The organism is Lacrimispora sanguinis (assembly GCF_044987295.1).
GTDB classification, from domain to species: domain Bacteria; phylum Bacillota; class Clostridia; order Lachnospirales; family Lachnospiraceae; genus Lacrimispora; species Lacrimispora celerecrescens_B.
Genome location: NZ_CP173277.1, coordinates 1960307 through 1979335, shown reverse-complemented (window position 1 = coordinate 1979335; position 19029 = coordinate 1960307). Strand labels below are relative to the sequence as shown.

Annotated in this window: 21 protein-coding genes; 17 read left to right on the top strand and 4 right to left on the bottom strand. The window is 41.9% G+C overall.

What is annotated here, in order from left to right; genetic code table 11:
- Window position 1: 1 nt before the first annotated feature.
- The 11 genes from lepB (at window position 2) to ACHZES_RS09230 (ending at window position 10171) form a co-directional block, all read left to right on the top strand.
- On the top strand, window positions 2–553 hold the full coding sequence (lepB, locus tag ACHZES_RS09280; protein ID WP_395548166.1) for a signal peptidase I: 552 nt from the start codon (window positions 2–4) through the stop codon (window positions 551–553).
- 140 nt (window positions 554–693) lie between these two features.
- Entirely contained in the window at window positions 694–1977 is a 1284-nt protein-coding gene (locus tag ACHZES_RS09275) for a Spy0128 family protein (protein ID WP_395548167.1), read from the top strand.
- Window positions 1978–2051: 74 nt separating this feature from the next.
- Window positions 2052–2993 (top strand): class B sortase, encoded by a 942-nt coding sequence (srtB, locus tag ACHZES_RS09270; protein ID WP_395548168.1) that lies wholly within the window; start codon window positions 2052–2054, stop codon window positions 2991–2993.
- Between the two features lie 7 nt (window positions 2994–3000).
- The gene (locus ACHZES_RS09265) at window positions 3001–4302 is read left to right on the top strand and encodes a Spy0128 family protein (protein ID WP_395548170.1); all 1302 of its coding nucleotides are present in this window, start codon (window positions 3001–3003) and stop codon (window positions 4300–4302) included.
- A gap of 3 nt (window positions 4303–4305) precedes the next feature.
- A complete protein-coding gene (locus ACHZES_RS09260) occupies window positions 4306–5103 on the top strand; it encodes a class B sortase (protein WP_051835077.1) in 798 nt (265 codons plus the stop codon).
- 4 nt (window positions 5104–5107) lie between these two features.
- Window positions 5108–5530, top strand: a complete 423-nt coding sequence (locus ACHZES_RS09255) for a hypothetical protein (protein ID WP_154522129.1) — start codon at window positions 5108–5110, stop codon at window positions 5528–5530.
- Window positions 5531–5543: 13 nt separating this feature from the next.
- Window positions 5544–6476 carry a hypothetical protein gene (locus ACHZES_RS09250; protein ID WP_395548173.1) on the top strand — a complete coding sequence of 311 codons (933 nt, stop codon included), beginning with the start codon at window positions 5544–5546 and terminating at the stop codon, window positions 6474–6476.
- Complete coding sequence (locus ACHZES_RS09245) at window positions 6473–7117, top strand: tetratricopeptide repeat protein (protein WP_154522124.1); 645 nt, start codon at window positions 6473–6475, stop codon at window positions 7115–7117. Before ACHZES_RS09250 ends, ACHZES_RS09245 begins: the two co-directional genes overlap by 4 nt.
- Window positions 7118–7151: 34 nt before the next feature.
- Entirely contained in the window at window positions 7152–7667 is a 516-nt protein-coding gene (locus ACHZES_RS09240) for a hypothetical protein (RefSeq protein ID WP_038279404.1), read from the top strand.
- Window positions 7668–8080: 413 nt separating this feature from the next.
- A complete protein-coding gene (locus tag ACHZES_RS09235) occupies window positions 8081–8827 on the top strand; it encodes a LytTR family DNA-binding domain-containing protein (RefSeq protein WP_038279402.1) in 747 nt (248 codons plus the stop codon).
- A gap of 9 nt (window positions 8828–8836) precedes the next feature.
- Window positions 8837–10171, top strand: a complete 1335-nt coding sequence (locus tag ACHZES_RS09230; RefSeq protein ID WP_395548175.1) for a sensor histidine kinase — start codon at window positions 8837–8839, stop codon at window positions 10169–10171.
- A gap of 37 nt (window positions 10172–10208) precedes the next feature.
- Here ACHZES_RS09230 and ACHZES_RS09225 read toward each other — a convergent pair whose 3' ends face one another.
- Genes ACHZES_RS09225 through ACHZES_RS09215 form a run of 3 tightly spaced genes read right to left on the bottom strand, consistent with a single transcriptional unit; the run spans window position 10209 to window position 12673 of the window.
- The gene (locus ACHZES_RS09225) at window positions 10209–10880 is read right to left on the bottom strand and encodes a ParB/RepB/Spo0J family partition protein (RefSeq protein ID WP_084719544.1); all 672 of its coding nucleotides are present in this window, start codon (window positions 10878–10880) and stop codon (window positions 10209–10211) included.
- The gene (locus ACHZES_RS09220; protein WP_051835075.1) at window positions 10831–11298 is read right to left on the bottom strand and encodes an N-acetyltransferase; all 468 of its coding nucleotides are present in this window, start codon (window positions 11296–11298) and stop codon (window positions 10831–10833) included. The genes ACHZES_RS09225 and ACHZES_RS09220 overlap by 50 nt, the downstream gene beginning before the upstream one ends.
- The gene (locus ACHZES_RS09215) at window positions 11276–12673 is read right to left on the bottom strand and encodes a DUF3440 domain-containing protein (RefSeq protein ID WP_395548176.1); all 1398 of its coding nucleotides are present in this window, start codon (window positions 12671–12673) and stop codon (window positions 11276–11278) included. The genes ACHZES_RS09220 and ACHZES_RS09215 overlap by 23 nt, the downstream gene beginning before the upstream one ends.
- Before the next feature lie 238 nt (window positions 12674–12911).
- Here ACHZES_RS09215 and ACHZES_RS09210 point away from each other — a divergent pair, with 238 nt between their 5' ends.
- The 5 genes from ACHZES_RS09210 to ACHZES_RS09190 all read left to right on the top strand — a co-directional run bounded on the left by ACHZES_RS09210 (window position 12912) and on the right by ACHZES_RS09190 (window position 16707).
- Window positions 12912–13262 carry a polymer-forming cytoskeletal protein gene (locus ACHZES_RS09210; RefSeq protein WP_395548177.1) on the top strand — a complete coding sequence of 117 codons (351 nt, stop codon included), beginning with the start codon at window positions 12912–12914 and terminating at the stop codon, window positions 13260–13262.
- Between the two features lie 104 nt (window positions 13263–13366).
- A complete protein-coding gene (locus tag ACHZES_RS09205) occupies window positions 13367–13909 on the top strand; it encodes a cysteine hydrolase family protein (RefSeq protein ID WP_395548178.1) in 543 nt (180 codons plus the stop codon).
- 240 nt (window positions 13910–14149) lie between these two features.
- Complete coding sequence (locus tag ACHZES_RS09200; RefSeq protein ID WP_154522112.1) at window positions 14150–14677, top strand: hypothetical protein; 528 nt, start codon at window positions 14150–14152, stop codon at window positions 14675–14677.
- 27 nt (window positions 14678–14704) lie between these two features.
- On the top strand, window positions 14705–14869 hold the full coding sequence (locus ACHZES_RS09195; protein WP_156961214.1) for a hypothetical protein: 165 nt from the start codon (window positions 14705–14707) through the stop codon (window positions 14867–14869).
- Window positions 14870–15312: 443 nt separating this feature from the next.
- A complete protein-coding gene (locus ACHZES_RS09190; protein ID WP_395548179.1) occupies window positions 15313–16707 on the top strand; it encodes an L-cystine transporter in 1395 nt (464 codons plus the stop codon).
- 129 nt (window positions 16708–16836) lie between these two features.
- Here ACHZES_RS09190 and ACHZES_RS09185 read toward each other — a convergent pair whose 3' ends face one another.
- Window positions 16837–18234 carry a PLP-dependent aminotransferase family protein gene (locus tag ACHZES_RS09185; RefSeq protein WP_404820360.1) on the bottom strand — a complete coding sequence of 466 codons (1398 nt, stop codon included), beginning with the start codon at window positions 18232–18234 and terminating at the stop codon, window positions 16837–16839.
- Window positions 18235–18377: 143 nt separating this feature from the next.
- Here ACHZES_RS09185 and ACHZES_RS09180 point away from each other — a divergent pair, with 143 nt between their 5' ends.
- A complete protein-coding gene (locus ACHZES_RS09180; RefSeq protein WP_404820359.1) occupies window positions 18378–19025 on the top strand; it encodes a hypothetical protein in 648 nt (215 codons plus the stop codon).
- The last annotated feature ends 4 nt before the right edge of the window (window positions 19026–19029 follow it).

The window sequence follows — 19029 nt, the reverse complement described above, 5'->3', positions numbered from 1 at the left end:
TATGGCTGAAATACAGCAGGAAATCAAAGCAGCAGGGAAAAATCACGAATCTACGGAAGAAATTTCCCTTGGAGAGGAAATTCTGTTTCTTCTGGCAAAAATTGCAGGGATTATTCTTGCTTTCCTCTTGGTATTCACGTTTCTGTTTGGGCTTTGCCGTAATCAGGATGCCTCCATGGGTCCATCCGTGAAAGATGGAGACCTGGTGATGTTCTACCGCCTGGACAAAAACTATATAGCCCGGGATGCCCTTGTGCTGGAATTTAAAGGACAGAAACAGGTCCGCCGGGTGGTTGCCACAGCCGGTGATACCGTGGATATTACGGAGGAAGGGCTGCTGGTCAACGGTGCACTCCAACAGGAACCGGAGATCTATTCACCTACCCAAAGATATGAAAATGGCGCAGAATTTCCCCTTACATTGAACGAAGGAGAAGTGTTCGTTCTTGGCGACAGCCGGGTAAATGCCACGGACAGCCGCATTTACGGAGCGGTGAAAGTGAAAGATACACTGGGAAAAGTGATGACGGTTCTCAGGCGGAGAAATATATAGAATATGGGGCATTTATGGTATTTATCGTGTTAGCATTAAAAATCCAATATGTTTGATCTTTAATTACAGGACGGTTAAACGACCGGAAATCTTGTAATCTATGTTCAAAATAAGAAAACTATCAAAAAGGAGTGTAAGACATGAAAAAAAGATTAAAAGAATTACAAAGGAGGCTGCCGGCTATTGCACTTGCTGTGGTCATGAGCATGGGAACAGCTATGTCTGCATTTGCAGCCGGTAATCCGGTTTATGGTTCAGAAACAACACCTGCACGGGCTGCAATTACAAAAAAGCTGACCATGCCAATAGGTACTCCAACACCTGCTGCAACGTTTACTTTCCATGTTCAGCCGGTAAGCGTCGATGACAGATCTACGCCGGAAGATTTAGCAACTATGCCAGCCCTTGGTGACAAGAACATTGCATTCATTGCCAACGAAGCTGGTGCCGATAATCTCAACACAAAGACAATAGTTAAGCAAACTGATAATCTGTTTTCCAGTGCTACCTTTCCACATGCGGGCAAATATGTATACAAGGTTACAGAGGAAGAAGCTGTTTCAGGATATGCACCCGCCGCAAACGAAGCTTATATATTTTCTCATGCAGAGTATACATTAACAGCTTATGTAAAAAACGGCACCAACGGCCTGTACGTGGCTGCTGTTGCTTCACAAATCGCGGCGCTTGACAGCAGTAACGGCAATTCTGTAGTGGGTGATAAGGTGGATCCGACCCCGGATGGTGATCCTAACATTGAAGGTGACTACAGCAAAATGATCTTTACCAACATCTATTCCAAAACTGCTGGCGGCATTGACTCAACAGACCCAACTGACAAGGCTCTCACCATAAGCAAGACTGTTACTGGGGATTATGCGGATAGGACCAGATATTTTGCTTTTGATGTGGCTGCGAGGAAGCCGGAGGTAATACCAGGCGATGTTACATATAAGGCATATGTCCTGGATGCATCTAATAATATTGTTACCTCAACAGAAAATTATATGACACTGCAGACAGATAGCAATAGCAAACCTTATATTAGCTTTTCTGCAGGAATCCCTATGACGGTAAATCTCAAACATGACCAGAGGCTGGTCTTCACGGATCTTCATATAGGTGCAAGCTATGATGTAACAGAGGCGGCAGTGCAAAATTATACAGCATCATTGGCGTATGTGGTAAATGGAGGAACTCCGGGGTCTACCAGCAATACTGAAGGCAATTTGCAACTCGGTATTAGCAATATTCTTATTGGAAAAGACCAAAATAGTGCAGCATTTACGAATGAATACCAGACCGTTACCCCTACAGGTGTGGTCATTAACAACCTTCCTTTTGTTATGATCTTGATTCTGGCAGCAGGGTCATTCATAGCATTTGTAGCAGTAAAATCCCGTAAAAAACGCAGCCGTGCTTAATCTTTTAGTGCAGGGCGGTGATAAAACCAGAAAAATCTTAACAAGTATTTAAAGGTACCGGAAAGAGGGCTCATATGAACACAGCATCATTAAAAAAAGCAGGCAGAATAGCAGTAAGATTTGTAAACAGTATCATGGACTTTATGGTACTGGCTGTTATTCTACTGCTGGTTGCTGTGGCTGTCTATTCCATATGGGACTCTGACCAGGTATATCGGGCAGCGGACGCTTCCCAATACTCAGTCTATAAACCGGATTCAGCAGAAGGCGGTCTGTCATTTGAACAGCTTAAGGAGCTTAATCCGGAGGTGTTTGGCTGGCTTACGGTTTATGGCACGAATATCGACTATCCGGTAACACAGGGAGAGGACAACTGGAAATATGTAAATACCAATGCATTAGGAGAGTATTCCCTTTCAGGAGCTATTTTTTTAGATTATACCAACCGCCAGGACTTTCAGGATTTTAATAGCATTTTGTATGGACATCACATGGAAAAACAAACAATGTTTGGAGAGCTTGGATCATTCAGCAGCAAAAGCTTTTTTGAAAGCCACCAATACGGCAATTTGTATTATGACGGGAAAGATCACGGACTGGAATTTTTTGCTTTTATTAAAACAGATGCCTATGACGGAAGTGTGTTTACCCCCCACGTCCAGGGCAAAGAGGCGCAGCAGGCGTATTTAAAGTCCCTGTTGGATAAGGCAGTATATACACGCGGGATTGGGGTAACGGAGGAGGATCATATTCTGCTTCTGACTACCTGTTCTACGGATGCGACCAATGGGAGAGATATCCTGGCTGCGAGGATTACAAAAGAATGTTATAGCAATCCATTTGATGAGGAAAAATCAAGCAATGCAAACACAGTATCAGTGGACCGGCAAGCCGGCCAGTGGGAAAGCCTTCCCCGGTGGCTGCAAATCTTACTGCCTGTTATGATGCTGATTCTGTTTATGATTGCAGTTTATTATAAATGCAGAGGAAAAAGAAGGAAACACGAAAAGGAGTAATGAAAATATGAACTCAAATAATAAGGTGCAGAATAAATGGATTACTGTGCGGCGCCTGCTTCTCTTCTGCCTTTTGGTCATCGGATTCCCCTTGAATGTTTACGCAGAAGCGGATTCGGCTGCCGTTACGTTATATGTAGATCAGGTTTTTATAAAGAACAGTTCGACTTCCGATGTGAATCATGTGTTTTCGTATGACCTCATTTCTCTGGATACGGGAAATCCTATGCCGCAGGGGAGTTTAAATAGTATCTATTCTTTTACGGCCGCCGGGACAGGTGTGAAAGATATCGGTCCCATCACCTTTTCAGACACCGGTATCTACCGTTACGAAATCAAAGGGAACCAATCAGTCCCTGCCAGGGGATATTCTTATGATACACAGGTCTATTCCGTCACGGTCTATGTGACACAGACAGGGGTGAACCTTTCGGCTGAGATCATAGTTAAAAAAAGTGATGGCAGCAAAGCGGGAAGCATTCGATTTGTAAACACGTATACTCCCATTGCAAGCGACCCTGATATCATGGTGGACCCGCCGGTGAAAAAGACGGTTTCCGGCAATCCGTCTGCTGCTTCCAATTTTACTTTTTCGTTAACAGCCCAGGATAAGGCAAATCCCATGCCGGAGGGAAGTGCAGATGGTATCAAGCACATAACCATTTACGGATCCGGAGAAGAGGATTTTGGTACATGGTCCTATACCCGGGAAGGAACTTATTATTATACGATCTCTGAAGTAGTGGCTGCAGGAACAAACTATACTTATGACCGTTCCGTATACACGATCACTGATGTGGTAAGAGACATAGACGGCAAGCTTGAAGTTACACGGACAGTGACAAATGGTGCAAATAAGCAGGTAGAGTCCTGCATTTTTATCAATAAGTACAACGGCGGAAGCGGGAGCGGTGGATCAGGCAGCGATGGCGGTGGATCAGGCAGCGGCGGCGGTCCCGGCAGGCCCGGCGTGTCAGGGAGCAGTAATGGGCCTGGAGTATCGGGAAGCAGTAATGGGCCCGAGATATCAGGAAACGGTGGCGGCCCCGGCCCTGATGGCGGGCTCCGGCCAAATGACGGACCTGACTTTGGAACCGGCTTCGATGGCAGCCCCGGAAGTGAAGCAGGGGGCGGCAGCAATGCTTCCGGTGTAATAGGCGTACCCAAAACCGGTGATGAAATCAACTATCAACGATATGAGGGAATGCTTTGGGTTTCTTCTGTTGTAGCGGCTGGCTCCATGATTTACCTCATTCTTGCTGCCAGACAAAGAAAAAGAAACGGAAATCTCAGGCAAAATGACAGGTGAAGCATGAAGAAAAGGCAAAAGATCATTACAACAGCAGTATGGTTCCTTCTGACCGGCTCAATCTGCGTCATCATATTTTCTGGATATCAGCTTAAGAAAAGTCTGCAGATTTATGAAGCAGGAAATCAAAGTTATGAGACTCTAAAGGAGCAGGCACATCGCCGGGAAAGCGGCAGTGAGTCCGGAGGGGAGCTGCTGTCAGGCAATATACCGCCCGTCTTTATCGATTTCGAGTGGTTAAATAAAATCAATCCTGACACTGCCGCATGGCTGTATTGCCCGGATACTGCAATTGATTATCCTGTTATGCGCGCAGATGATTATGACTGGTATCTCCATCATCTTCCGGATGGTTCCAGTAATGCAAATGGAACATTATTTCTTGATCCTAACTGCCCAGAGGACTTTCTCGGAGATTTAAGTATCATTTACGGACACCATATGAAATCCGGCAGGATGTTTGGTTCCCTGACAGGCTATAAGAAACAGGATTATTTTGATGAACACCCTTATATGTTTCTATACACAGAGAAAGGCAATTATCGGGTTGATTTAAAATATGGCTGCGTCATCAGTGCAGGGGAATGGCGTGACCGGGCGTTTATGTATGAGGTGAATTTAGATGCGTTGTTAGCTTATGCCTCAACGAAAACGACATTTAAAAGTGCCGCAGAATATGGAGATGACGACAGTTTCCTTGTGCTTTCCACATGCAGCTATGAATTTGACGATGCCCGGTATATCGTAATCGGTGTTTTGCGGCCGGAATCAGGAAGCCAGCTGGGCAGAGGAGAGGAGTGAGAAAATGATATTAACGAAAGAAACGATCGATATGGTAAAGCTGACAAAAAAGTTCGGGAAATGCTATGATGCTCAGGAAGTGGATAGCCTTCTTGATGAGATAGGGGAGGCGGCTGAAAAGCAGTGCAGGGAACTGGAACAGCTTCGCAGCATCCGCACGGAATATTACCAGATGAAGAATCAGATTTCAGAAGCTCTTTTGGCTGCCCAGCAGACAGCGAAGGAAATGCTTGAGCAGACCCAGAGTAAATGTGATGACGAACTGACGGCGCTGCAGCAGCATAAAATCACGCTGCAGCAACAGATATCCAGTCTTGAAAAGTATAAGATTCTGGAAATTGAGAAGATCAGAAGAGACTTGGAAAAACTGCTGGGGGATTCAAAATCAGATGAGGCGTCAGAGAGGGAGACGGCTATATCAAAATAAGGAGGAGTATCGAATGAAAAGGTATGCAATATTTCTTGTTTCTGCGGTACTTTGCACCAGCCTGATTACCGGGAAGATTGTTCGGGCATATGCACAACAGGAGGAAGTGCGTGTAGAAGAATCGGAACAGGAAGATCATGTAAAACAAGAAGATCATACGGAACAGGAAGATAAGATAGAACAGAAAGATAACATAGAGCAGGAAGATCATACGGAACAGGCAGACAATGCGGAGCAGGAGGATAGTGCCGGGAACGAAAAAGATACAGAAGCTTCCAATAATCCTTCAGAAACCTTGGGCGGTGATGAACAGAAAACGTCTGTGTCAGAGCCTGAGGAAAGCGATGGAGCATCTTCCAAGGATTCCGCTGAACAAGAAACTTCTGGCGGTTCTGATGGATCCGATGCTTCCAAAACTGAACAAAGCGATGGGACGGAAGAGGAAGAGCTGGAGACAGATACCGGCAAAGATGGGGAAAGTAAGATTCCGGAGGAAAGCCAGGCCCAGGCTGAAACAAAAGTTCCAGGTGAAAGCAAAGGCAATCCTGATGTTGCAGCCGCCATGGAAGCCGCACACACGGCTCTTTTTGATCACATTGATTATATTGCAGGTCTGCTTGATATTTCTGATGATTATACGCTCATAGAGGGAGAGGATAATTTTAGCGAAGCGCTTGCTGTCTATGCTATAAAACATAATCAGACCAGGAATTATCCGTATGAGGTGGAAATAACAGGCGAGACCGATTTTGACGAGCTTCAATCCATCTATTGGAGCCTGAACAGGATAAGCGGAGCCAAAAACGAAGAAGAATCAATTATCCGCGTAGCACGGCTGTCAGGTGAGGATGTACATTCCATGTCCGGTTCTGAGAAAAAGGTTTTTAAAACACTCATTTCTAACGAGAACAGAGATAAGGTCAATGCACTGCTTTTGGACCGATGAAGGATACAAAGAGAGATATACTTAAAGAGGTTTGCCAGGACATTTCCAATTTATATGAAATGTCTTTAGATGAACACTCACAACATTCACAACAACAAGACGCATTCAAATGGTATTTAAGAGCTGCCTATGAAGGAAATGCTGACGCTCAATATTTAATCGGTAACTTGTATTATTATGGAGTTATGATTAATAAGAACTATTTGATGGCACGTAAATGGTATGAAAAATCAGCGGAACAAGGCAAAGATGATGCTCAGGCGAGGCTGGGCGCAATGTATCTCAATGGGAAAGGCGCTGGAAAGGACTATCACAAAGCCTTCATATACCTTATGGAGGCAGCAGAAAATAGCAATGGAAGTGCTTTAAATAATTTAGGCTGGATGTATAAAACAGGATTGGGTGTCATCCAGGATTATCAGAAAGCAAGTGAATACTTCCAAAAAGCCATTGAAAACAGCTGCTCAACTTCGCACAAGCACTTGGGCGATCTATACCTAAATGGCTGGGGCGTTAAAAAAGATATAGAGAAAGCGGTATATCATTATCAGATAGCTTCTAATGATGGTAATGAACTTTCGACGAAAGCTCTTGCGGAAATATTTGAGAACAACTTATATAACAGAAAAGATTATACCTGAACCATAAATACATAATATCAGGAGGCGGAATAGGATGGAATATTACTTAATTATGGCTGACACAGATATACCTATTGCAGTAAGCCCATTTGATATCTGGGATATAAAACAGGACTGGGCTCATAAACTTCCGGGGCGTGAATTACTGTTTTTCCACGGAAACTCCTACACGGCCTTTCATGATATTCTACTCCAGCCTTTCTTGCTGGTATCAGAGAAAATTCAAAGTGTTATTGCATTATATGAACCTGACACCGTCTTTACGGAAATTGTTTTGATGGATACGTTTAATGAACTTGCAGAATTGTACTTTTGCCCAGAGTTACATGAAGTGGATTGCCTGACCGAACAAAGCAAGCTCAATCCGGATCACAGTGTGATTAAAAAGGCAGTTATAGATGCTTCCAAAATCGGTGATAAAAAGGTATTTTCTCTGGCAGGCGTTCAAGGGTTTCATGTAGTAGGACGGAGGGATTTCATTGAAAGCGTACTATGTAGTGATGTACAGGGGCTGGTGCTCTTCCCAATTGAAACAATTAATAAAGGTTAAGAATCTGAAGCTCTGGCAGTAAGCTTCATGAATGAATTAGGCCTCAGAAAGTTATATTTCTGAGGCCGCTTTTTTATTTAAATACTCTTTATTAGATCATTTATATTTGACCTCATTTATTTCCTCTTATTATTTCAGTATGCATTTTTCTAAAGGTTATCCTCTGATTAGTTTATGTTCATTCATTCCTTTCTTTTACATGATTCAGAGGAATATATTATATAATACCAACAATGAAATTCTTTATATAATACATACAATGGAATATATTATATAATTGAAAAAGTAATTACAGAGTGTTATACTATTAATACATTTTCATGAAACCGGGGGAAGAGTATGGTGCAGGGCCAATACACAAGATTAAGGCTTTGATGAGATGGATTACCTTGGAGAAAGGTTGGTGAACAGTCATGTTGAAGATATTTTTGTGTGATGATGATCTGGATGCCCGTGCTCAATATGCCGGGTTGATTAAAAAGGCTGCAAAGAAAAACAAGGTGGAAATCACCATTTCCTATTTCAAAAGCGGAGAAGAACTTTTGTTTTTTTTAGCTGATTCACCAAACCAGGCAGACATCATCTACCTGGATATATTGATGAACAAGCTGAATGGGCTGGACACAGCGAAGAGGCTTCGGGAACTTGGCTGCAGTTCAGAAATTATCTTTTTGACTACAAGTGAAGATTATGTTTTCGATGCTTATGATATTTCTCCTATCCAATATTTAATAAAATCAAAAATTACTACTGCTAAATTTGAGGAAATATTTAACAGAGCTATTACTTTGGTCTCAAAAAAAGAAAATGATATGTTCCTTTGTGAGTCAGGGAAAAATAATATTAGAAAAGTGATTCCGTTCAGGGAAATCTCCTTCTTCGAGATCTGGAAACGAATTATATCCGTTCACTATAATGGAGGGGAAGTATTTCAATTTTATTCAACAATGGAGCAGATAGAGAATCAATTACTCCATAGAGGGTTCGTTCGCATTCACCGTTCATATATTGTGAACATGTCATATATTATGCAATTTGAACAGAATGTTTTAATTTTGAAAACAGGTGAAAAGATTCCGATCGGTGCAACTTATATGAAGCAGATGAAACAGGTTTTTGCCAATTATATCAGCCGTACCAACATTCACGATTGCGGATAGGAGAATATCATGATAAGTCTTGTTTCGCTGATTACATATGATATATTTACTCTTCTGCGTTTTAAAAAGCTGTTTCAGGTGAAAAGGGACCATTGGATTTATTTTATTATTGCAATTGCTATAAATGCTATTACAACAGCAGCAGCCTATATACTGTTGGATTCAAGGTTCGCTGTATATATGGTATTTGTTTCATTTATGATATCTTTCCGATTATTATTCAGCGGAACCACAACTCAAACACTTTATGCGGGCAGTATTTATTTGTTTTCCTTGTATTCCAGCCGGGGAATTGTCTTTTCCATCTATTCTATTGCCTTACATACAAGCATTAAAAATGTTCTACAGCAGCATGATGATATAATTTCTGTATTAGCAGTACTTCTTTCAATTTTTTACTTTTTGATGATCCGCGATGTCATCGTTCCCAGACAAAAGGCCAGGTATTTAATGAATAATCAAGGCCAGCTGAAATTTGTTGTCATTTATCTGTTTTTTCAATGGCTGTTTCTCACGCTTATTAATGATGGACGTTACTATGATGATGTTAGGCAAAATTGGTATTCTACTCTCTATATGGGCTCCTGCATCATAAGTAACTTATGGCTGCTGGTTATCCTGAATCATGCATCAAGGATATCAGAATTGTTTGAATACGAATTATTTACTCTTCAATTACAAGAACAGCTTTCCCGCCAAATGCGTCACTATCAATCCTATCGTAAATTTACAGAAAGCTATAGGGCCTTTCGTCATGATTATGAAAAGTTGATGGGTTCTTTAAAAACTTTAATGCGCCGCCAGGAATATAAAAAGGCAATCAAATTGTTGGATGACATTCACGATACGATGCAGCGGAGCGTGCAGATTCACAAAAACTATTCCGATAATATTGTCCTGGATGCCATATTGCAGGATGCCGCCGATGTCTGTGAAGAAAAGAATATCCGTTTCCAGGCACATGCACATCTTCCTGAATCTGCGTCAATGACAGAGCTGGAAATTGTCCGAGTTTTTTCCAATATCATTAACAATGCCATAGAAGCCTGTAATAAGGTATCCGAATTCGAACGTTTTATTGAGGTAACAAGCAACAGCACTCAGGATTGGACAATCATTGAGGTAACCAATTCCTTTAACGGAGAGCTGTTAATTGCGAACGGTGAACCGAAGACTACAAAGAAAGATAAGGACTATCATGGTTTTGGATTGCAAATCATAAGAGAGACGATTGAGGGGATGGGTGGACTGGTATTTATTGAACCGGACAGTGAAAAGGGGATATTTAAAATAAAGAGCTGCATACCTATAAATCCCCGCTCAAAAGCAAACGAAACAGTATAGAATGAGGCGGCGATTTCATCTAGATGGAAGCTGCCTTTTATTTAAAATATTTATATTCAAATTCGTTCCACGATTTTGAAAACTCGTGGTTTTGGAAGGCTTCTTTCAATCCGCTGATTTGTTTCAGCCGAATGACTTCATCCAATTCCATACCCAGATTTTTTTCTATTTTAGCATCTGACCACCCCATGGATGCCAGGCCGACAACAATCTCACTCATGGAACGGATCTGGTGGGTTCCTCTTGCCCGGTTATGGCGGATCGTAGAGCCAATGCGCTCGTCCAGAGGCTTATCTATGATGGTTAAAGGCAGGTAGCCATGGCGCTTTCTCGCAATTTCGGGATATCTGCCAATTTTGTTACGGTGAAATCCATCTGTAATCTCATAGTGATCATTGTCGATACGATAGGATACAATTGGTTGGGTAAAATCATCCAGACGGATCGATGTGTAAAGCAGTTCCATCTCATCCGGAGCAACCTTATTGGGATTATAATCATTTGCCTGTACCTTTTGTGCAGGAATCCACTCCACGAGATCTACGGGATCTTGAAACGGAGAACATTCACTTAACGCGCGTCGAATTTTATTTAGTGCCTGCACTTTTTCATGTAATCTCATTGTTTTAATTAGCTGTGTCATTTTTTCAACACAAGCCTCAAGCTCCGAATAGCAGGTTTCTGCTGTTTTCTCTTTCTTGCATATCATAGGTAACCTCCTGAATCTTTCCGGATAAAAACCAGTAGTTTTTTGTTTTTCTATATACTGCAAATCCCCGCCGCATATAGTAATCTTTGACCAATTCGATGCTGGTCGAGGTGCGAACAGGCATTTTGATTTCCTGGCAATATTCGAACCGGGCATCTGTTAAGGCACTGAACAAGCCTTGTCTGCGGTATCTTATCTCCACATATTCTGTAGAAAATAAAATGTATTCCTCCTTAATCACCAGAGAGGAAAAAGCGGCGACCTGCCCCTCTTTTTCAATCAGGAACCAGACACGGTCAGGTTCATTGCGCAGGTAGGGCATCTGACGAATGTATCGCTCCTCTGCGAAAAAGCGCCCCATCTTTGAATAGAAAAGCGCCTTATCATAGTTACCTTCAAAGCATTGTATCTGCTCCATCGTCCTCCTCCTCGGTAATGATCTTACGCATCTGCTTATCCTGGGCGTCGTCAAAATTTATAAAATTCTTATATTGCTTTCTAAGCTGCGTCAAAAGCTTTACGTCTGACTTTGATGGCGCAAAGCTGAGCCGGCGCAGCCAAAAATCGTTCTTTTCGATAGCTCTGGCAATCCTCCGCCAGGATGGAACCTGTTTTTTTGTCTCCAGCTTCCGGTCTGCTTCGTCAGGTATCTTCTCTAACGGGAATCCGCGTGTGGCCCACCACTGTATATACGTATTGATTTTACGGTAGTAGTGATCCCTCAGTTCAGGTGAATATAGGCCGAGACTTTCAAGTAATAATACAGTATACTGCTGCCAGGTCATTTCCCCGGGCTTTTCTGATGTTATGTTACCGAGCAGTGATGATCTGGCATAGATATTTCCAAAATTCACGCCATGAACTCGATTGACCACCCGCTCCCAGGTTTCCGGTTCCAATGCACGGAACTGGTTCAGCCCGTTGCGTTGGTCATCTCCATAAGGCTGGCAAAGCCGCTGCTGATGGATGCTCAGCCCGTTCTTGTACATCAGTTCATAAATTTCATTAAAGGCAAGATCCAGCTGGCTTACTGCGCCCCATATGTCTTCGGTTCGCCAATCGTATAAGGGATAGAAATGATAAATCTCGCAATTGGGATCAGAAACACGTAACTTTGTAGTCCAACCATATTCCTGAAACCGTTCCTTCTTTTTATTGATGATGGTGTTAAAACGATTAAGGCTCTCATTGCTCCGGATGGCGATGCCTACGCCAACAGTACCGCCATGAATTTTTTGGAACCATTGACTGAACCGGTATGTATATTCCTCAAACTCCATGCCTTTGTAAAACCATGTCCAATCCTCTGGCAGGTTGTTTTCGTTTATCACGCATTCGTAATCAGGCATATCCCGCACCCATTTATCCTGATCATTGCGGTCCCAGCAAATCCATTTAGGCTGTATGACGGAAACCGCATTACGAAGTGACAGAGGCAGGCAGCACCAGTAAAACCTGTCTACGACATCTGCCGTCATCCTGCGCAGTTCTTCAATATGCTGAATGGTTGCCTGATATTGTGCTTCCAGGTCAATATACTGAATGCTGAATTTCATGCCCCTTTGCCGGGCTACGTACGCACAGAGCTGGAGCATAACAGATGAATCTTTGCCGCCGGATACGCAGAGGTAAAGATGGGAGAAATGTGAGAATGCGATGTTAATTCGTTCCATTGCTGCGGTTAAAACGTCTTCCGATGAATAGATCTTGGGAATACAGACCACCTCCGTTTCGTGTGCTGATAAAATTGGCAGGATGAGTGGCGGGAGCGCCGCATGTTTGCCTAATTTCACGCTTTAAATATAGCACTTTGAAAATATTTCTAGCATAATTTGTTCCAAAATGCCAGTATAATGTTCTTGATTCACAAAATATTCCAAAAGTGGTCACCGATGGTTACCAATTCTTGTTTGATACAAGATACAGCCAGTTAGGAACGATATTTACTTAGGTAAGATAAAACAACCATATAATATTGATCAAATCAGGTACCAGATTAAGGAACAGTGTGAAAAGGAGGTGATTGATGGAATGGATAAAAAATTCTTTCAATCCGAAAAGTTCAATGATATGCAAAACGATGAAATATATGGATATCTTGAAAGCAGTGATGATCTGCTCATCCGAGGTGAGGTAAATGGTGATGTTTTTTGCAGAGGGACAGTTTACTGCAGCGGTACCATCACCGGAAATATCCGGGCGAACCAAGTGCAGCTATACCATTCTCATGTTGCAGGAGATATTACATGCAGAAAAATCTATACAGACGATGTGAGCGATGTACAAGGTTTTATTATTGCGGAAAGCGGATCGGTGTGCTGCCGTGTCGGTGGAGAAATCACGATCACTGGAACCCCTTCTTTATCATTCAATCAGAAATGATCATGCGATTTTCATTTATGCCTGATTTAAATAAAAAAGTAAGGAAGAAACCGTCGAGGTCAAATGTACCTGAAGTACATGGGCCTAAGGAGGAGATGACTTCATTGAAGAAAGCATTACTAATTATTGATGTTCAGAACGACTACTTTGAAGGTGGTAAATCAGAGCTATACAATTCATACAAAGCACTAATGAATATAGAAAAAGTGTTAAAGCTTTTTCGTGAAAGCAATCAGCCTGTGATTCATGTGCAGCATATAAATACTCGTTCAGGAGCAACCTTTTTTCTCCCAGACACGGCTGGAGTTTTGATTCACAAGAATCTGACTCCATTGGACCATGAAACGCTAATCGTAAAACATGCTCCAAGCAGCTTTCTGAATACAAATCTTTCTTCTGTTTTACAGGAAAAGGGAATATCAGAGCTTGTCATATGCGGAATGATGAGTCATATGTGCGTTGATACGACTACAAGAGCTTGTATGGACTTTGGATTAAAGGTTACATTGCTGGAAGATGCCTGTGCCACGAAAGACCTGATATATAATAAGCAAACGATACCCGCCGAAACCGTTCATAATGTTTTTATGGCTTCATTGGATGGCCTTTTTGCACGCGTGATTAAGACGGATGAATTTATCAACTGATAAATAAAGATAATATAGTAACAATATATATAGCAAAAAAGTAAAGGCCGCAGTTTTAAGCTGCGGTTTTTATCACGGTTTTTATCATGCCTTCATGCCTGCAGATATTATTTTCAAATTTGGAACAAAAAAGTGCAGGTTAAGGACAGATTAAAGCAAAAAAGTCCTCTATTATTTTAATATAAATAGATAGTAGTCAAAAATTGATAAACTCTGATATAAAAAGAGGGTAAGATACAAATGATATATAGCGATGAAATACAAAACGTCTGTCAAGGCTTGACTGAAACAGACCGCATCAGTACAATGCTTATTTGTTTTCATGAAGAAAAAGATGGGAATTTATATGGTGAAATTCTTAACTGCTACATCGATGAACCTGTCTGGTTTTCCGGAGTAGGCGATTTGATTCTTAAGTTGGATGAAATGTGCAACTGGATTGGGACTCCCCAACCAACCACGAATCCAAGGTTTCTTAATAGAATAATGGCTGAAGAATATGCATACAGGACCCAAGGGAAAAACAGACTGCCAGTAAAGGCAAAGATTCAGCTGCAGGATAGTAAGACCCTAGGTTCCAGAGCTCATCTGGCTAAAGAAACATTGATAGTCAAGATAGAGTTTCGCCAGAATGCCAGCATGCAGGGAAGAGTGATTGGAAGGCTGACGAAGAAAAAATATGTGAATTTTCGAAGCGCTTTAGAACTGATGCGCATGTTGGAAGAAATGACTGCAAAAACAAAAAATAAAAGTTATGAAGATTTGTAAGTTTCAACTTTTTTAAAGGGAGAAATAATGCGCATTTATAAAGTTATGGTTTACTTTTTATCAATGATTGGACTGGTGGCCGTATTCACATACCTTATTTTCACACTGGCGTTTTTTAAAGAAGAATTAGAAACCGGAAGAATCATACGGATCGGGCGCCGTGTATATGGAGTTGTTGCAAGAGAATTATGATGCAGAAGGACGCTGTCCTTTTTAAAATCAAGCATATGTCAGATAGCCCGGCAGAAGTTATACCGGTATCTGGCAGGAGAACGGAGTGCATATGCAAAATGCGCTCCGTTTTTTACGCAGCCGTAATGGCTTAAAATCAAGCAAAAATAAATTGACAAATTTCTCACATAATGTTAACATACTAAACATATATGTTATATAGAGTAAGGCCGGTTGAAGTCATCAATAAACCGTATCATTAAGGCTGTTCCTTGTGAATATACTTTATCAATCCGGGGGCGTTTGGGTATAGGAATATTTAAGGCCGTAACAGTTCCAAAGCCGCCGCAGAATCATCGTACCATGAAAGATTTCAGTAGTTTCACAATCACTCCCCGTCACTATGCAAACAAATGTCTGATACTGCAGTGTTCAATATGTGTGGTTTTTAAGGAGGAAAATGTATGGATTTGTTATGGACTTTGGTTATAATCGCCGTGATTCTTGTGCTGGTCGGAATTCTTTACTATATGCAGAAGAAGCATATATCGTTTGCAAAGAGAGTATTTTCTGCTTTGCTTATGGGAATTGTTATAGGCAGTATCATGCAGCTTGCTTTTGCATCTGACAGCCCAGTACTGAAAACTTCGTTGGATTGGATCTCCATTATCGGTACTGGTTATGTGAATCTCTTGAAAATGATTGTGATTCCCCTCATTATGGTCTCCATTATATCGGCCATCGTTAATCTGAAGTCCCATACAAGTTTGGGGAAAATCAGTACATATGTGCTGGCAACATTACTGCTGACTGTGTTCATTTCCGCGTTGGTGGGGATTGCGACTGCAAATACCTTTCATCTGACAGCGGAAGAAATAACCGTGGGCCAGGCGGAGACAGACCGGGCCGAGTATCTTGAAGGAAAAGTTTCAACTGTCCAGGATCAGACGATACCGCAGCAGATATTGAGCTTTATCCCCCAAAATCCCTTTCAGGATATGACCGGTGACAGGGCTACCTCTACCATAGCAGTGGTTATCTTTTCCGCATTTCTAGGTATATCCGCATTGGGAATACAAAAGAAAAAACCGGAAGAAGCTGAAACGTTCCAGAAAATCATTAATTCCCTTTATGCGGTAGTTATGCGTATGGTAACCTTTATACTGAGATTAACGCCTTATGGCATTCTGGGACTTATGACAAAGACAATTGCGACAACGAATATAGCAGGCATTATTGCCCTGTCTAAGTTTGTAATTGCAAATTATGTGGCATTGATTGTTATGTTTGCCATACATTTTTTAATTATCCTGCTGATGAAATTGAATCCAGCAACATACATCAAGAAGGCCTTCCCAACGCTTACCATTGCTTTTACGTCAAGATCCAGTGCGGGTACGCTGCCCTTAACGATTGAAACACAGACTAAGAAACTTGGTATTCCTGAAAGTATTGCCAATTTCGCCGCATCTTTCGGAACAACAATTGGCCAGAATGGCTGCGCAGGCGTTTATCCCGCTATGCTTGCTGTCATGATCGCTCCTGCGGTGGGTATTAACCCAATGAGTATTGGTTTCATTGCAAAACTGTCTATTATCGTTGCAATCAGCTCCTTTGGTATTGCCGGGGTTGGCGGCGGTGCGACATTTGCCGCTTTGATGGTTTTATCCGCCATGAATCTGCCTGTTGGCCTGGCCGGATTGTTAATATCGGTGGAACCTTTAATTGATATGGGGCGGACCGCTTTGAATGTGAACGATGCTATGCTGGCCGGCCTTGTAACAGCAAGGCTGACATCAGAGCTTGACGTGGATTTGTATAATACACCAGTAGATGAGTATTCGGCAATGTCATTATAATGCAGCTTAACTGAACTTAACGCTGGTGAAAATAAAAGGAGAGGGTATCCCAAAAGTCGTGAAATGACTGAGGGGTGCCCTCTCTTGTCCTATTCATTTAAAGTTTCAGGTATCCCATATCTTTGCCGTCTATGAAATTATGTCACTGATAATTTTAACCCCCTCTGCGATCTCTTCAGAGGACAAATGGGAATAACCCAAAATAATTTCATTGCTGTGCTCTTCATTTTCTTTCAGATAAAAACTTCCTGCTCGATAGATACGTACGCCATTATTGGCTATTGCACGAATTATTTTATCAGTAAACATTTTGTTATGGAATTGTACAACAAGGTGTAAGCCTGTAGCGTGTCCTAAGACTTCATACTGGCCGGGAAAATGTTTTGATAGTTCAGCAAGGAGTAAACTGCGGTTTCTGCCATAATGCTTTTTCATTTTCCATATGTGCTTTTCAAAACCGCCGTTTTGTATGAAGTTTGCCAATGTGTATTGCCCCAATGCATCCGTATGGACATCGGAATACATTTTCAGCTTTTTGCACGGGGAGACCAGCTCCTTAGGCAAAATCATAAATCCCAACCGGAATGCGGGGGCCAGTATCTTACTGAATGAGCCGAGATAAATCACCCGTTCCGGATTTAATTCATATAGAGAGCTCACAGGCTGTCCTTCGTATCGAAATTCGCTGTCATAATCATCTTCTACAATATAGCAATTATTTTGTTCGGCATACCGGATTAAGTCCAGCCGCCTGTGAATAGGCAGAATACTTCCCATGGGGTACTGGTGTGATGGCGTGGTATATATGAATGAGATCTGCCTTGGGATATCCAGCAATTCTGTGCGCAGTCCCTTATCATCTACAGAAATGCCTTCGATAAAGCAACCAGCCGTTGTAATTACCTTCCGCAGTCCTGCATGGGAAGGATCTTCTGTTAAGACCACCTTTTGCTTATCCTGCAGTACATGGGAAATCAACGATAATCCTTGCGTTGAACCTGAGGTGATCATGATTTGGGCAGGGTCGCATGACAGTCCCCTTGTCCGATATAAGTATTGGGCAATCGTTACCCTTAACTCCCATACTCCAGATGTACTGCAATAGCCGAAAGCACAGGCTGGGATCTGGTTGCATATTTCCCGATAGAGATTGCCCCATTCCTTGCGGGGGAAGTATTCGAGCGCAGGTATTCCGGTTCGGAAGTCAATCATTTCTTTTGGAAGCGGTACTTTATCCTGCTTTGGCGCAGGACTTTGATTGAAAGATACCCCAATATCGAAAGCGTGTAATCCTTGGGCAACAACGGTACCTGAACCTTTATAAGTAGTTAAGTACCCCTCTGCAATAAGCTGACTATAAGCTTCAATTACAGTATTTCTTGAGACAGATAAATCAGAAGATAATTTTCTTGTAGAGGGGAGCCGGTGCCCGGATTCCAGTGTGCCGTTTAAAATCATTTGACAGATTTGTTTATAAATTTGGCGGGCAAGTGTTAGCTGGCTTTGGCGGTCAATCGTAATCCACATTCCAATCATTCCTTTCAAAAGTGGTTCTATAAAATCGGATGAAAAGTGGAACTTTTAAGACCACTTTCCAGATGATAGAATTATAGCACATACCACTGCAAAAAGGAAAGGACGGAAAGAAAATGATAAAAATATCCCCCTCTGTGAAAAGCATTTTTCCAGAAACGAAATTCGGCATGATGATTGTTAAGGGTTTATGTTCACCGATTGAACGTGCTGTTATGGATAACATAATAGCAACAGAAATAGAGCAGATGAAGTCAAATAACTCTGGTTACGAACGCAAACCCGCCTTGACAAAAGAACCACTTTGTCATTATGCGGCCTACTACAAACGGTATCATAAAACCTATCATGTATTGGGGCAGTTAGAGTCGGTTTTGCTAAAGGGTAAAAGTATCCCACCTGTCGGTGTACCCGTAGAAGCCATGTTTTTGGCCGAGTTGAAAGATTTACTGCTTACTGCCGGACACGATCTAGAATTGATTGAAGGTGATCTGACAGTGAATATCGCCACAGAACCATTGAATTATAAAGGGTTATCCGGGAAAGAACAGCAGCTAATAAAAAACGATCTGTACTTATCTGATGAAAAAGGGGTACTATCAAGTATAATGAATGGACAAGATTACAGGACAAGAATAACAGAAGCTACTCAACATGCTCTCTATTTCGTATACGGAGTTGAAGGCGTGACCGAACCGTTAATCCATGCGCACTTAAAAACAATATCTTCTTATCTGTCGCAAGCAATTCCAGGTGTGGAAGTACAATCCATAAATGTTTATTGAGGCC

Coding starts and splice junctions, on each gene's coding strand:
- lepB (WP_395548166.1), top strand. CDS start 2: ATGGCTGAAATACAGCAGGAAATCAAAGCAGCAGGGAAAAATCACGAA.
- ACHZES_RS09275 (WP_395548167.1), top strand. CDS start 694: ATGAAAAAAAGATTAAAAGAATTACAAAGGAGGCTGCCGGCTATTGCA.
- srtB (WP_395548168.1), top strand. CDS start 2,052: ATGAACACAGCATCATTAAAAAAAGCAGGCAGAATAGCAGTAAGATTT.
- ACHZES_RS09265 (WP_395548170.1), top strand. CDS start 3,001: ATGAACTCAAATAATAAGGTGCAGAATAAATGGATTACTGTGCGGCGC.
- ACHZES_RS09260 (WP_051835077.1), top strand. CDS start 4,306: ATGAAGAAAAGGCAAAAGATCATTACAACAGCAGTATGGTTCCTTCTG.
- ACHZES_RS09255 (WP_154522129.1), top strand. CDS start 5,108: ATGATATTAACGAAAGAAACGATCGATATGGTAAAGCTGACAAAAAAG.
- ACHZES_RS09250 (WP_395548173.1), top strand. CDS start 5,544: ATGAAAAGGTATGCAATATTTCTTGTTTCTGCGGTACTTTGCACCAGC.
- ACHZES_RS09245 (WP_154522124.1), top strand. CDS start 6,473: ATGAAGGATACAAAGAGAGATATACTTAAAGAGGTTTGCCAGGACATT.
- ACHZES_RS09240 (WP_038279404.1), top strand. CDS start 7,152: ATGGAATATTACTTAATTATGGCTGACACAGATATACCTATTGCAGTA.
- ACHZES_RS09235 (WP_038279402.1), top strand. CDS start 8,081: ATGTTGAAGATATTTTTGTGTGATGATGATCTGGATGCCCGTGCTCAA.
- ACHZES_RS09230 (WP_395548175.1), top strand. CDS start 8,837: ATGATAAGTCTTGTTTCGCTGATTACATATGATATATTTACTCTTCTG.
- ACHZES_RS09225 (WP_084719544.1), bottom strand. CDS start 10,880: ATGATATGCAAGAAAGAGAAAACAGCAGAAACCTGCTATTCGGAGCTT.
- ACHZES_RS09220 (WP_051835075.1), bottom strand. CDS start 11,298: ATGGAGCAGATACAATGCTTTGAAGGTAACTATGATAAGGCGCTTTTC.
- ACHZES_RS09210 (WP_395548177.1), top strand. CDS start 12,912: ATGGATAAAAAATTCTTTCAATCCGAAAAGTTCAATGATATGCAAAAC.
- ACHZES_RS09200 (WP_154522112.1), top strand. CDS start 14,150: ATGATATATAGCGATGAAATACAAAACGTCTGTCAAGGCTTGACTGAA.
- ACHZES_RS09195 (WP_156961214.1), top strand. CDS start 14,705: ATGCGCATTTATAAAGTTATGGTTTACTTTTTATCAATGATTGGACTG.
- ACHZES_RS09190 (WP_395548179.1), top strand. CDS start 15,313: ATGGATTTGTTATGGACTTTGGTTATAATCGCCGTGATTCTTGTGCTG.
- ACHZES_RS09185 (WP_404820360.1), bottom strand. CDS start 18,234: ATGTGGATTACGATTGACCGCCAAAGCCAGCTAACACTTGCCCGCCAA.